The sequence below is a fragment of the Microbacterium aurum genome (assembly GCF_016907815.1).
GTDB classification, from domain to species: domain Bacteria; phylum Actinomycetota; class Actinomycetes; order Actinomycetales; family Microbacteriaceae; genus Microbacterium; species Microbacterium aurum.
Map to the genome: position 1 here is coordinate 3,276,846 of NZ_JAFBCQ010000001.1, position 13,437 is coordinate 3,290,282.

General features: G+C 69.1%; 9 protein-coding genes. 6 read left to right on the forward strand and 3 right to left on the reverse strand.

The features are described 5' to 3' along the window. From JOD60_RS15980 to JOD60_RS16005, 6 genes are read left to right on the forward strand one after another with little or no spacing between them, the layout of a single operon-like run. The gene (locus tag JOD60_RS15980) at nt 1–831 is read left to right on the forward strand and encodes an ABC transporter permease (RefSeq protein ID WP_198159070.1); all 831 of its coding nucleotides are present in this window, start codon (nt 1–3) and stop codon (nt 829–831) included. Continuing rightward, nucleotides 831–1,670: a hypothetical protein gene (locus tag JOD60_RS15985; protein ID WP_076691582.1), complete on the forward strand. Its 840-nt coding sequence runs from the start codon at nt 831–833 to the stop codon at nt 1,668–1,670. The genes JOD60_RS15980 and JOD60_RS15985 overlap by 1 nt, the downstream gene beginning before the upstream one ends. Beyond that, the gene (locus JOD60_RS15990; protein ID WP_076691583.1) at nt 1,670–2,653 is read left to right on the forward strand and encodes a glycosyltransferase family 2 protein; all 984 of its coding nucleotides are present in this window, start codon (nt 1,670–1,672) and stop codon (nt 2,651–2,653) included. Before JOD60_RS15985 ends, JOD60_RS15990 begins: the two co-directional genes overlap by 1 nt. Next, nucleotides 2,640–3,776: a GNAT family N-acetyltransferase gene (locus tag JOD60_RS15995; RefSeq protein WP_076691584.1), complete on the forward strand. Its 1,137-nt coding sequence runs from the start codon at nt 2,640–2,642 to the stop codon at nt 3,774–3,776. The genes JOD60_RS15990 and JOD60_RS15995 overlap by 14 nt, the downstream gene beginning before the upstream one ends. Then, a complete protein-coding gene (locus tag JOD60_RS16000; RefSeq protein ID WP_307823879.1) occupies nt 3,773–4,558 on the forward strand; it encodes a polysaccharide deacetylase family protein in 786 nt (261 codons plus the stop codon). Before JOD60_RS15995 ends, JOD60_RS16000 begins: the two co-directional genes overlap by 4 nt. Beyond that, nucleotides 4,555–5,478, forward strand: coding sequence for a glycosyltransferase family 2 protein (locus JOD60_RS16005; RefSeq protein WP_076691586.1), 924 nt, complete (start codon nt 4,555–4,557; stop codon nt 5,476–5,478). Before JOD60_RS16000 ends, JOD60_RS16005 begins: the two co-directional genes overlap by 4 nt. On the opposite strand, the gene JOD60_RS16010 is transcribed toward JOD60_RS16005, so the two are convergent. From JOD60_RS16010 to JOD60_RS16020, 3 genes are read right to left on the reverse strand one after another with little or no spacing between them, the layout of a single operon-like run. Then, nucleotides 5,448–6,344 carry a glycosyltransferase family 2 protein gene (locus JOD60_RS16010; RefSeq protein WP_076691587.1) on the reverse strand — a complete coding sequence of 299 codons (897 nt, stop codon included), beginning with the start codon at nt 6,342–6,344 and terminating at the stop codon, nt 5,448–5,450. The two genes, JOD60_RS16005 and JOD60_RS16010, sit on opposite strands and share 31 nt — an antisense overlap. Continuing rightward, nucleotides 6,341–8,674, reverse strand: a complete 2,334-nt coding sequence (locus JOD60_RS16015; RefSeq protein ID WP_076691588.1) for a protein kinase family protein — start codon at nt 8,672–8,674, stop codon at nt 6,341–6,343. The genes JOD60_RS16010 and JOD60_RS16015 overlap by 4 nt, the downstream gene beginning before the upstream one ends. Continuing rightward, nucleotides 8,671–13,341, reverse strand: a complete 4,671-nt coding sequence (locus JOD60_RS16020) for a LamG-like jellyroll fold domain-containing protein (RefSeq protein WP_076691589.1) — start codon at nt 13,339–13,341, stop codon at nt 8,671–8,673. The genes JOD60_RS16015 and JOD60_RS16020 overlap by 4 nt, the downstream gene beginning before the upstream one ends. Between the last annotated feature and the right edge of the window lie 96 nt (nt 13,342–13,437).

Consider the following 13,437-nt stretch of genomic DNA (forward strand, 5'->3'; position numbering starts at 1 on the left):
ATGTCGCACTCCGTCGAGCGGACCGTCATCACTCCTCCCGGCCGGCTGAACCTGCCACCGTGGCGCGAGATCTGGAATGCGCGCGAGGTCGCCGTGCGCCTGGCACAGCGCGACATCATCGTTCGTTACCGGCAGACCGTCTTCGGCATCACCTGGGTGATCCTGCAGCCGCTGGTCACGGCGGGCATCTTCACGATCGTGTTCGGCGTCATCGCTGGTCTACCCACCGACGGTACGCCCACGTTCGTCTTCGCCTTGGCCGGAACCCTCGCTTGGAACCTCTTCAACGGCGCGCTCGGCAGGGCGGCGTCGTCAATGGTCGGCAATCAGGCGCTCGTACAGAAAGTGTTCTTTCCCCGCATGCTCGTGCCGATCTCGAGCCTGGCGTCGATCGTGGTCGACTTCGTCGTCGCCTTCAGCCTTCTCGTGGTGTTGCTGTTCGTCTTCGGCATCTCCCCCGGCTGGGAGGTTCTGCTGCTGCCGGTGTGGATCCTGCTGATCCTCATGTTGGGCCTGGGCATCGGCCTGGCCGCGGCGGCGTATATGGTCAAGTACCGCGACGTCGGCTACGTGCTGCCCTGGTTCATGCAGATCGTCATGTACGCCAGCCCTCTGGCCTACTCACTGGCGGCGGTTCCGGACAACCTGCGCTGGCTGTTCGAGGCAAACCCCGTCACCTGGTTCCTGGAGGTGTTCCGCTGGTCGGTGCTGGAGACTCCAGCTCCCGCCACTTGGCAGATCGTGGCGCTGTGTGTGTCGGCGCCGTTGGTGCTGCTCCTCGGGACACTGGTGTTCCAGAAGAACGAGCGCGAGTTCGCGGACTACATCTGATGCGCACCTCGGCCTACGTCTTGCTCGCGGATCCCGCGTTCCTTGCCGAGAGCGTCGGCGCCTACTACGACCGGGTCGACCGGATCGTGCTGTCCTACGACGAGACCGCCACATCGTGGACGGGTACGCCGCTGCCGGTGGAGGAGTGCCTCGCGATCGTCGAGGCCCTCGACACCGACGGCAAGTGCGTGCAGATGCCGGGACGATACTCCCGCCTGGAGCATGATCCGCTCGACAACGACACTCATCAGCGTCAGCAGGCGCTGCAAGCGGCATCCGAGGGGGCCGACTGGGTGCTCCAGCTCGACACCGACGAAGTGATGCTCGATGCCGCGCAGTTCTTCCGCTCGCTCGGTCGCGCCGAAGCCACCGGGGCATCAGCGCTGCACTACCCGTCGCGCTGGCTGTACTCCCGTGTCGCGCCGGGGCGCTTTCTCGAGGCGAGCAGCCGCTATTGGCGTCCCGTCGCGTCGTACCCTGGACCGCTCGCGGTGCGCGCCGGGTCGCGCCTTGTGCAGTCCCGGCAGGCGGACGCACCTCTCTATCGGGTCGATCTGCGCCCGTGGAACACCGACCCGGCCCACCACCACGAGACGCTCGTGCACGAGGTCGTCCGGCAGGAGTCTGCAGTGCTGCACTATTCGTGGGTGCGCGACCACGACACCATCCGCCGCAAGTTCGGCTGGTCGGGGCACGCGTCGGACTATTCGAAGCCCCGCGTGTACGAGCAGTGGGCGCGCCGGCAGAGCCGCCCGTGGCGCACCGTGCTGACTTCGCCCCTGCGTCGTCGCGACTGGTACCGCCTGTCGTCGGTGCCCGACACCGCCGGAGGGTTCTGATGGTCACCGTCAGCGTCGTCGTCGTCACCTACAACCGTCCGGACCACGTGCGCACGTGTCTGACGCGGTTGCACGAGCTGCACCGTCCTGCCGACGAGATCCTCGTGGTCGACGCTTCACCGAACGACCTCACCGTCCGTCTCGTGCGCGAGGAGTTCCCGCAGGTGTGCCTGCTGCGCAACGAACTGGGTCGGGGAACGACGGCGGAGTCACGACAGATCGGCTTCACTGCGACGAGCGGCGACATCATCGCATTCGTCGATGATGACGCCTTCGCCGAACCGGACTGGCTCGATCATCTCGTCGTGCCCTACGACGACCCCTCGGTCGTCGGGGTGGGCGGCCGCGCCCTCAACGACATCGAGGGTGAGGAAACGCGTGGCCTCGGCGATGTGGGTCGCCTGCTAGCCGATGGCCGGTTGACCGGAAACTTCGCCGCGCACACCGGGCGGGTGATCGAGGTCGATCACCTGCTGGGGGCGAACATGTCGTTCCGGCGCTCCGCGCTCGATGCGATCGGAGGCATCCACGGTAACTATCCGGGCACGTGCTTGTGCGAGGAGTCCGATATCTCGCTGCGACTGAAGAACGCCGGCGGCCGTCTTGTGTACCAGCCCGACGCGCTTGTGCACCACGTCGCCGCGCCCTACGGCATCGGCGGCAAGAGGTTCGATCGCCGCTACCTCTATTATCTGCGCCGCAACCATGTCGTGATGCTCGTTCGGGTGTTCGGCTGGCGTGACCCGATCGTGCGTTACTACGCCCGAGCGACGGTGCACGAGCAGCGGCAGTACCTGTGGCTCGCTGCCAGCCACATGCGCGCCCGCAAACTGGACGGCGAACCCCGCACAGTGCGACAGCGAGCACGGTCGGCGTTGACGCTGACCCGCGCGGTGGCCGAGCTGGGAGGTCTCGTCGCCGGATTCCCGGCGGCGTTCGTGGCCCGCCGACGCGACGAACGCGACGTCCATGTCGCCCGATGAGGCCGGCGCCACGCGTGCGCGCACTCTCGCGCTGCGCGACGTCACCGAGGTCGACAGGGAACGCTGGCAGAACCTGAGCCGGCGCGCGCTCGAACCGAACCCGTTTCTTGACCCGCGCTACCTGCTGACAGCGCATCGGATGCTGGACGGACTCGACGACATCAGGCTCGTCATCGTTGAGGACGGCGATGAGTGGATCGCGGTCACACCGCTGTCGGCGCTGGGGCGATTCGCGAAGACACCCCTGCGCTATGCGAGCACCGCCGGTGCGTACCTCGGTCGCCGCGCGTCACTGTGCGTGCCGCTGATCGACGCCGCCTCGCCGCAGCGCGCCATCGCCGCGACGCTCGCCCATTTGTCGTCGCGTGCGTCGCGCCTGCCCGGTCTCGTCGAACTCACTCTGCTACCGGCGGACGGCCCCGTGTCAGCGACGCTGCGGAGCGAGTGCGCGCGCGTCGGCGTCCCGGTGCAGGAACGGTCACGGTTCGCCCGCGCGTTCGCCGACGCCACATCACCCGTGCACGCACCCGAGCATCTCAGCAGCGCACGTCGCAAGCGTCTGCGTCGCCTGAGAAGCGGACTGGAGCGCGAGGTCGGGCCGCTGGAGTTCACCGACCACGGCAGCGATATGGCCGCGCTCGAGACACTCCTCGATCTCGAAGCAGCGGGATGGAAAGGCGAGCGTAGAACGGCCCAGCGCAAGAAGCCGGCCGAACTCGCGTGGTTTTTGGACTTCATTGCGCAGTTCGGGGCGTCCGGAGATTTCAGAGTCTTGACGCTGCGCTCCGCCGAGTACGTCATCTTTACGTCACTCGTTCTCGTTATCGACGGTCACGCGTTCGGGACGATGGACGCCTACGACGAGCGCTTCGCCGCGTTCAGTCCCGGTGTGCTCGGCCGGGTTCTCGAACAGCAGCGTCTGATGGCGGATGCCACAATCACGACGTTTGACCCGTGTATGCACCCTCGGTATGTCGATGCGACCGCGCTGTACCCGGACCGTCGCGAGATGGTGAGCGTGCTGTTGGCCGCGCACGGTGCGTCCCGCGTGCTGTTGCGTGCCCGGCCCTGGGCGCAGCGCATGCGCGCACGGTTTGCGGGCATCCGGCGGGGGGCGCGGTGAAGGCCCGGCCCGGTCGGATAGTGCGGCGCCGGCAGATCGACGGCGACCCGTTGACGCCGCGACGGTACGGCGGCGTACTCCGGAACGTGGTGCCGGCCGCGGCCTGGCGATCGCTGGGAACGTTCTGCGTCGACACGTCGTCGACGCAGTTCGCGCTCACCTACGACGACGGACCGCATCCGTTGCATACCCCGCGAATCCTCGATGTGCTCGCCGCGCATCACGCTACCGCGACGTTCTTCGTCCTGGCCGAGCCGGCGCGTGCGAACCCGGACATCATCCGGCGCATCGTGGCCGATGGGCACGAACTCGGCTTGCACGGTGCCGACCACACGTCACTGCTCACGATGTCGACGAGCGAAGCGCGCGCCCGGGTCGCGCGGGCGCGCGACGACATCGAGCCCCTCGGCGGCACACCGCTTGCGCTCTACCGACCGCCGTACGGCCAACATACGTTCGCCCAGGCGCGAGCCATCGACCGACTGGGGTTGGAAGTCGCCGTCTGGTCGGCGGACGCGATGGACTGGGTCGACGACCCGGAAGAGCGCATCGCGGCGCGTGCGTGGCACGGCGTGCATCCAGGTGGCGTGCTGCTGCTGCACGATGATCGGGCAGACCGGCTCGCGCCGGGCGAAGCGCCGCCGCGCTTCGACCGTGCCGGCGTGCTCGACCACCTGCTGACCCGGTTGAGCAGCTCGGGACTCACCGCGGTCACCATGAGCGATCTGTTGCAGCGGGGGCAGAGAATCCGATCGATCGCGTGGGAGCGCCTGCGGCGATGACCACGCCCCCGCCCTTGAGACTCAGCGTCGTCATCGCAGCGTACGCCGCCGCCGAGACACTCCCCGAGCAACTGTCGGCGCTCATCGCGCAGCGACCGACGTTCGGGTGGGAGATCATCGTCGCCGATAACGGATCCACCGACGGCACACGCGAACTCGTCGCGGAATGGGCCAGAGAGCACCACGACATTCGACTCGTCGACGCATCACGCCGGCGCGGACCGGCGGCGGCCCGCAACATCGGGGTCGCCGCCGCGCGGGGAGAGTGGATCGCTTTCTGCGATGCCGACGACATCGTGGGCGACGGCTGGGTGGCCGCGGTCGCTGACGCGCTGTCGAAAAGCCGCTTCGTCGCCGGACGATTCGCGCGTGACCGTTTGCGCACCGGCGCTTTCACCGTCTCGTGGTCGCCGCAGTTGGACTCGCTGAGCGCCGTCGGGTTCCTGCCGGGTTTCCTCACCGCCGGAGCCGGGAACATGGCGATGCACCGGACGGTGTTCACCGCCATCGACGGGTTCGATGAATCGGCGCTGGCCGCAGAAGACGACGACTTCTGCCTACGCGCACAGCTGGCCGGCTTCGCCCTCACGTACGAGCCCTGCATGCTCCTGCACGTGCGTCAGCGCACGGGACTGCGGGCGGTCGTGCGGCAGGCGCGGGCATACGGCGTGGGCGCGCGTCGACTGCGCCACCGCTACGCAGGCGTCATCGCCGAGGCCGCACAATCCGGCATCGCGCTCGCTCCGCCGCCGGGCCGGCCTCCGGCTCCCGAGGCCGCCATCGTCGAGGCCTCTCCGCCGCGCACCACCGTCCCCTCACGCATCGCGAACGCGGTGTGGCGGGTCGGCTGGTCATGGGGGTGGCGGCGCGCACACCTGGACGATGTGGATCAGATCGCCTTGCGCGGCATCCACCGCTGACGTACGCGCACCGTGCACCGCAGCAGCGAGACCCACGACAGCGCGGCCGCGTAGCGCACCTTCGCACCCGCGGAGTCGGGCCGCTCCCGCCGCCAGATCGAGATCCAGGTCGCCGCACCTAGCCGCGCCTCCCGGTAGAGATACCGCAGGTCCTCTGCCGGCGCTTGGCCCTGCGTCAGACCGGCCATACCTTCGGCCACGCGCACGGCCTTCTTGGTCAACTCGGGCCAGGTCGAGCGCGCGGGATGGTCGACGACGGCGTCGGCACAATAGACCATGCGCCCGCCGGCGGCGTGCAGTCGGTGGCCCCAGTCGTCGTCGCCCCCGGACTGCAGGTCGGCGTTGAAGGGCCCGACACGGTCGAGGATGTCGCGGGTAACGACGAGGTTCGCCGTCGCCGCAAATCCGAGCGACTCCACGAATTGCCGCTGATCGAACTCGTGCGCCGATTCGTACAGTTCCGGACCCGTGGTCGGGTCGTCGCTGCGCTCGAACACGAGGTGGATGTCGCCGCCGACCGCGTCGGGCAGGTCGACGGCACGCAGCCGACCGATCGCGGCGCTCAACCACGCGGGTTGCGGCCGGCAGTCCGCGTCGGTGAAGGCGATGTAGTCGGTGTCGACGAGGGGCAGCGCCGCGTTGCGCGCGGCGTACGACCCCCGCTGCTCCTCCCGAATGAGCCGAAACCGGTCATCGCCCGCGGGCAGTGCGGGTCTCAGGTCGATCGACGACCTGTTGTCGACGACGATGACCGTCGTGAGTCCCGCATAGTCCTGCGCGGCGATGCGCGCCAAACACGTGCGCAGCCGGTCGACATCGTTGAAGACCGGCACGATCACTGTCACCGTCGGCACCCGCTCGGTCATGCGCTCGCCCTCTCATCGGACGCCGCGAAGGCGCGTGCAGCCTGTGATGCGGTGGCCGCGCGCGCGGCGGCGGCGGCGAGCAGCGCATCGCGCACGGTCGCCCGAGCCGAGCGCGCGACTCCCCGCAGGCGACGCACCGCGGCACGCGGCACCGCATCGGGAGCCACGACAGCGCGGGTGAGACGAAAGGCGACGCGTCGTGCGTGCTGCACCACCAGTGACCCGTGCAGCAGCACACCGGCGGGCATGCCGGTGTGCGGGAGCCACCGCACCGCGTAGGACGAGTCACCCACCGGCAGGTCGGGATAGCGGTTCGGGTCGGGCGCGTGAAATACCGGACCACCGGCGAACCCGCCAGGCGACGCGTCGCCGTCGTAAGCGAACTCGAGATCCACCAGCCGCAGGCCCCCCGTGCTGTCCCACACGAAGTTGTCCGGCTTTGCATCCACCAGATCGAATCCACGATCGTGCACGTCGGCGAGAGCGGCGACCATCTGTCGCACGACCCGCAGCGGCAGCAGCGTCGCGCGGCGGGTGGCCAGCGCGTCGTCGTAGTACGGAATCTCGAACCAGTCGCGTCCTCGAGCGAGCAGCGGGGGGATCGTGGCCAGCGGTGCAAGGGCAGACAGTGCCGCGAGCTCGCGGGCCAGATGCCGCCGCCCCGCATCGGTGAACGTCTTGCGCACCGCAAACCCACGATCAGTGCGGACGACGTCCACCCGCGCGCGTCGGCCGCGACTGAGTGTGCGGACCGTGTCACGCGGAGCCTGCTGACGCGCCAGTCGCGCGGCGACCGCGTCACGCATGCGCAGAGCGAGGTGCTCGTCGATGGCCTCGAGATACTCCCACGCCTCGTGGGGATCATCGGCCGAGTGCATCGGGTTGTAGGCCTCGGATGGAGAGACGCGCCGTTCTACCAGCGCGCGCACGGCCAGCTTCGCCGCCAGCGTGTCGGCGTTGGTGAGGTGCGCGTAGCGGTCCCGCCAGGCGGGCTCGACGGGTTCGGGGCTGTAGTGCACGGCGACGATCACGAGGGCCGGGTCGCCGCCGCTGACCGGGTACGGCCCGGCAGACCAGTTTCCTCCGCGGATGCCGCACACGGCGCGTTCGCGGGCGGAGGTGTTCAAGACCTCGGTGGCGACGATGTCGAAGCCGAGCGCCTCGAGTTGGGCGTTGATCTCCTCCGGGTCGATGTCTTCGAGGGTGCGTTCGCGCACGAGGAAGACGGCGGCCTCAGGTGCCGAGTCCGCGCCCCGGTTCGCGCCGATGCGTGCGCGCAGCCAGGGGTTATCGCCAGCCAGGCGGCGCATCGCATCCAGCGGAGGGCGCCACCCCTGAGCAGCGAGGTAATCGTCGAGTCCCTCCATATCGGAGGGCACCGCCCGCCCTGCCACGCGGGCGGCCTCAGCTATGGCGTCGGGGTAGTCGTGCTCCGCCGGCCCTGCCACCGGCACCTGCATCGCGGTGGGCAACCCGGACTCGGCGCCCTTGTGGAACAGCGCGTGGTAGGCCAACGAGTGCAGGTGATCGTCGGGCGCGGGCACGCGCATACCGCTACGGTGCACGACCGCACGGCCGAGGATCTGACGGGCCAGCGACGGCACGTAGTAGGCGGCGCCACGGAAGTCGGACCCGTCCAGCCCGCTCTCGCTGTAGAGATCGATCGGGATCGTCCCCGGCTCGGTCTCGACGAGCGTGCGGAACGCCTCCACGTCGGCGTCACGCACCAGAATGTCGAGGTCCTCCCCTGGCGCGATATGCGGGAGCTCTTCGAACCAGCGCAACACGGCGTACTCGATGCCGGCATCCCGCAATCGGGCGGCCAGCCCCTCGACACCCCACTCCGGTGAGAAATGGATGCGTGTGCGACGCGGCGCCGAGTTCGTGAGTTCGTACAGCACGAACGAGCCGCCCCACTGCGATGTCGCGCCGATCCGGCGCAACCTCCCCCGTCGGCGCGCGATCTCGGCCGCCGCGCGCCCCTCGGTCATGTTCGCGTCCACGGCCACCCAGCGAAAGGCCGCAAGGTGCTGCAGAGACCACAGCACCCGCACGATCGACCCCCGGAGGATGAGCAGATCAGCGGAGGCCGCGGCGAGGTCGAGGTCGTCGCTGATCGGGTGGAACTTCGACGCGGTCTCGCCGGCAACCGTGCGTACGGTGTGCAGAGCGTGCGCCGGGACGAGGCCGATGTAGCGGCACCACCCCCCATCTGCGAGCCGTCGTGCCGTGTCTCCGTCGACGACGCCCACGTCGAGGATCCGCGTCGCGAGAGGGAGCGTCAGGGCGCCCGGAGCGTTCATCGCGGGACGATCGGTCAGGGCCGTCATCCGACGCTCGCAGCCAACGCCGCCACCTCGACCGAGGTGAGCACCCTCGGGTAGACACTCGCTTCGTCGATCGCACCCCGCAGCGGATGCACGCCATCAGGTTGCGCTCCGATCGCCAGCGACAGGTCGTTGACTGCGACAGTCACTGCAGCGGCCTTCTCGGCCTCGAGCGAGCCGTTAACGTAAAGACGAAGGGTCTGCCCGTCGAACGTGCCGACCAGGTGTACCCAGGTAGAACCATCCGCCGGATACGACGTTGTGCTGTTGACCCGGTACTGGTCACCGGAGGTCGCCTGGTTCACCCTGAGGAATGCTTTACCGCTCGCGGCGAGGGAGATCTCGTACCCCCCGGCACCACCGTTGGTCGCCTTCTTCATGAGCGACTGCGTTGCCACGCGATCGGGACGCACCCACACGGAGAGGCTGAACGGCCCGGCCAGGTCTAGTGCGGCGCTGTCGGCGACGCTCACGCGATCGTCGACCCCATCCAGCCGCAACGCATTCCCGCGCACCCCCGCCGTCGTCGTCGCTCCTCCGATGAGCGTGCCGACGTTGCCGTTGCCGGAGTCGTCGGCGACGGTCGTTCCGCTCACTGCATCGAACCACCAGCGACCGCTGGACCCGGCCGGTACCAGCTGAGCCGGTTCCGGTTCCGGTTCCGGTTCGGGTTCGGGTTCGGGCGTCGGCTCCGGCGCGGGCGTGAGCTCCGGCGCGGGCGTGAACTCCGGCGCGGGCGTGGGAGCCGGCGCGGGCGTGGGAGCCGGCTCAGGCTCCGGCGGAGTCGACTCACCGGCGAAGAGCGCGGCAACCTCACCCGCCGCGAGCGCACGATCGAGCACGCGCACGTCGTCGATCGTCCCCGCGAACGCGAAGCCGCCACCCGGCTGGTCTCCGATTGTCAGCGCGAGGTCGTTCTGCGCGATGACCGCCGGCCCCGCCGCTGTCGCGACGAGCACTCCGTCAACGTACAGCCGAAGCTCGGCGCCGTCGTAAGTACCGACCAGGTGCGTCCACGTCGCGCCGTCCGCGGCGGTGGCGGCGGGCGCCGACACACGATATGCGTCGGCCGAGGTCGCCTGATTCACGCGAAAGAATGGCCTTCCCGTCGTCGCCAGCGACAGCTCGAACCCGTCGATTCCGTGGTTGGTGGACTTCTTCACGACATTCTGGGTGACGACCTGGTCGGGCCGCACCCACGCCGAGACCGTCAAGGCGTTCGCTACGTCGAGAGTCGCATCGTCGGCGACCGCGACGCTGCCGCCGCTGAAGTCCAGCGCACTGCCGGAGACCCCATCAGATACACGCTCGACGGATCCCGCAATGAGGCCGTGATTGCCCTCCCCCGACACATCGAACGCGGTCGCACCGGACGCTTCATCGAAACGCCATGCTCCCACCGAGCCCGGCTTGGGAGTCGGGGTCGGAGCCGGGTCGGGTGTCGGCTCAGGCGTCGGCTTCGGCGTCGGTGTCGGCTCAGGCGTCGGTTCGGGCGTGGGCTCCGGGTCCGGCGCGGCGACCTCCCCGATGAACAGCGACGTCACCTCAGCGGCGGACAGCGCGCGATCGTAGACGCGCGCGTCGTCGAGGCCGCCGGCGAACGGGAACCCACCTCCGGGCTGGTCGCCGATGATGAGCGGCAGGCTGTTGGCGGCGATGGAGACCGGCCCGGTGGTGCTGCCGATCAGCATGCCGTCGACATAGAAGCGCAACTGGGCGCCGTCATAGGTGCCCACGAGGTGTACCCAGGTGCCGTCTGTAGGCAGCGCGGTCGGTGCGTTCACGCGGTAGGCGTCTGCGGACGTGGCCTGGTTGACCCGGAAGAACGGACGCCCGTTGGTGGCGATCGACACCTCAAACCCGTCCACGCCGCCGTTCGTGGATTTCTTCACGATGCCCTGGGTGCCGGCGCGTTCGGCACTCACCCACGCTGCAACCGTCAGCGCACCCGAGACGTCCAGGCTCGCGTCGTCGGCTACCGTCACGCGTCCCGTCACACCGTCGAAGTCAAGCGCGTCACCGCGCACACCCTCGACGCGTTGCACGCCGCCGGAAGTCACGCCATCGTTTCCCAGCCCGGAGTAGTCGTACGCGGTGGCACCGGATGTCTCGTCGAACCGCCAGAGTCCGACAGCCCCCGGCTCGGGAGCGGGCTCGGGTGCCGGCTCGGGCTCCGGCCCGGGTCCGGGATCCTGCCCGTCGTGCAGGATCTCCACGTCAGCGGCGGTCAGCGCCCGGTCGTACACGCGGACGGCGTCGATTGCGCCCTGCAGCGGATTGTCGAGGTTCTCCTGCGCGCCGAACATCAGCGGCAGGGAGTTCGTGGACACATCGTCCGGACCCGCCTTCGACGCGACCTCCACCCCGTCGATGTAGAGCTTCATGGCCGATCCGTCGAACGTCCCCACGAGGTGGAACCACGTCTGCCCGTCGGCGGCCAGCGCCGTCGGCGATTGCAACCGGAAGTCGTTCCCCGACGTGGCGTGATCCAGTCGGAAGTAGGCGCGCCCGGTCGAGGCGAAGCTCAGCTCGAACCCGTCGACGACGTCGCCGTCGGCCTTCTTCACGACGTATTGGGTGCCCACCTTCTCGGGCTTCACCCACGCCGACACGGTCAGCTGGTCGAGCGCCTCGAACGCGGGGCTGTGCGCGATGACTACGCGACCGGAGTGCCCGTCCAGGCGCAGCGCGCCGCCGGCATCCGTCCCCGCGATCCAGGTCGCGCCTCCCTGCACTGCGCCATCGTTGCCCCACAGCGACGCGTCACTGATGATGGCGCCCACGCCCTCGTCGAAGTTCCAGGCCCCGCGCAGCCCCTCGGCGTCCGAGACGACGATGGAGACGGTGGCCGCCGGCGACCACAGGTCGCCGCTTCGCACCCGGAAGGTGAAGGAATCCACCCCCACGAATCCGTCCGCGGGGCGGTAGGCGAAGTTCGTTCCGTCGACATCGAGGCCTCCCGATGCAGGCTGCGTGAGGATCTCGACCGCGTCGATGGTGCCCTCGACATCGAGCGCCCCCGAGACGGCTTGACCTGCTGTCGTCGAGACGGTCGAGTCGTCCGCGCGTGGCGCCCCGGGGTGCACCCAGTCCAGCACTTTCGTCGCCGTCGACGACGTGCCGCTGGAGAGCACGAGGGTCTGACCGGCGACGTTCCGCTTGGCGCCGGTGATGTTATTGGTCGAGCGAGACGTGACCACATCTGCGGACCCGGTGAAATCCAGCGCGCCGAGTGTCGTCGTCTTCTCGAGGATGTCGTCGAGCAGTTCACTGGCGGTGTAGAGAACGCGCAGCGTCTGCGTGGCGTCGTCGACGAGCACGATCGGACGTGTTCCCTGCCGATCGACCTCTCGCAGCGGATCCCAGGTGCCCCCGGGGCGACGCACGAGCAACGCGATGACGGGGCGGCTGGAGCTGTCGTACGAGGTCTTCACCGCGGCGTACAGCGTGCCGTCCGCGCCGAGCGCTACGTTGACGTGGTCATCGGCCATTCCGCCGCCGACCGAGAGTCCGGATGCCGCGGCGGGCTGCTCGTCGGCGGTCCACGTCGCCGGGCTCGCACCGTCGACGTGCGTGCGGAAGCCGAACGTGCGGGTCGACTGATTCGACCACATCACTCCGATGCGCCCGGAAAGGGCGGTGACGACGGCGATGTCGTCGTCGGTGATGCCGCTGGCGACGTTGATCGGCGCCGAAAAGGTCGTGTAGGGGGCGTCCGACCAGCGCATCTGGATCTGCGAGGACGTCTCGGTCGCGAGCCACATGCGCTGCGTGCTGTCGATATCGATCGTCGCCGTCTCGCTGCCCGGCAGGCTGATGGTCGTCGCCGCCGTCCGTGCGCTCCACGGCAGGTATGATGCCGCCCCCGCGTCGTACTGCAGCGAGACGAGGGTCGTCACCGGCCCGTGCAGTGCGATATGCACGACGTCGCCGACCGGCAGCACATCGGCTCGCACGTCGGTGCGCTCCGACACCTGATGCACGGCGGCCCAGCGGCTGCCGTCGTAGCGCCACACCCACGTGCCGACCGGCGTGGTCGCGGTCGAAGCGACCACAGCCCACCACGAGCCACCCGCCGACCAGACCTTGGATTGCGGCTTCTCGCCGGTGGTTCCCACGAGGGGGATCTCCGACGCGGTCAGCGGCGCCGGAGCTTCTGCGCCGGGATCGACCGCGGCGGCCACCGGCTGCCACGACAGCACGACGAGACCCGCCTCGGGCTCAGGCTCTTCGGACGTCACCTCGACGTAATATGTCTCGCCCTCGTCGACATCGGCGACGGCCTCGGCCGTGTCGAGGTCGCCGGCGTCGGTACCCGCCGCGACGACGGGACCCGAAGGTGCCTGCGCGTGCACGGTGATCGCCGTATCGATCTCGCTTCCGACGGTTGAGAAGCGCATCGGCCCGGTGCGCGGGGCGATCCACGTCCACCACAAGGTCCGCGCGACCTCGGCCTTCTCGCCGGGGCCGCTTTGAGATTCGGGGAACGTCGCTCCGATATCCTGGCCGGTTTCGCCACCGATGCTGCGCGCTCCGGCTGGATCGGCGGCGATAATCACGTCGGGATCGGCGATCTCCTCGACGTCCACTGCACGTGCCGCGGACTCGGCGTCTGGCGGCGGTGCGAACATAGACGACCCCACGACCGCCACCACCGCGATGACGGCCACAATCGGCCCGAGCGTCCACCACGCGGCTGTGTGCCTACGTTCTCCCCCGGATACCGGTCCAGATTCCCCGGTCATACGCGAACGAGTCACGAATCG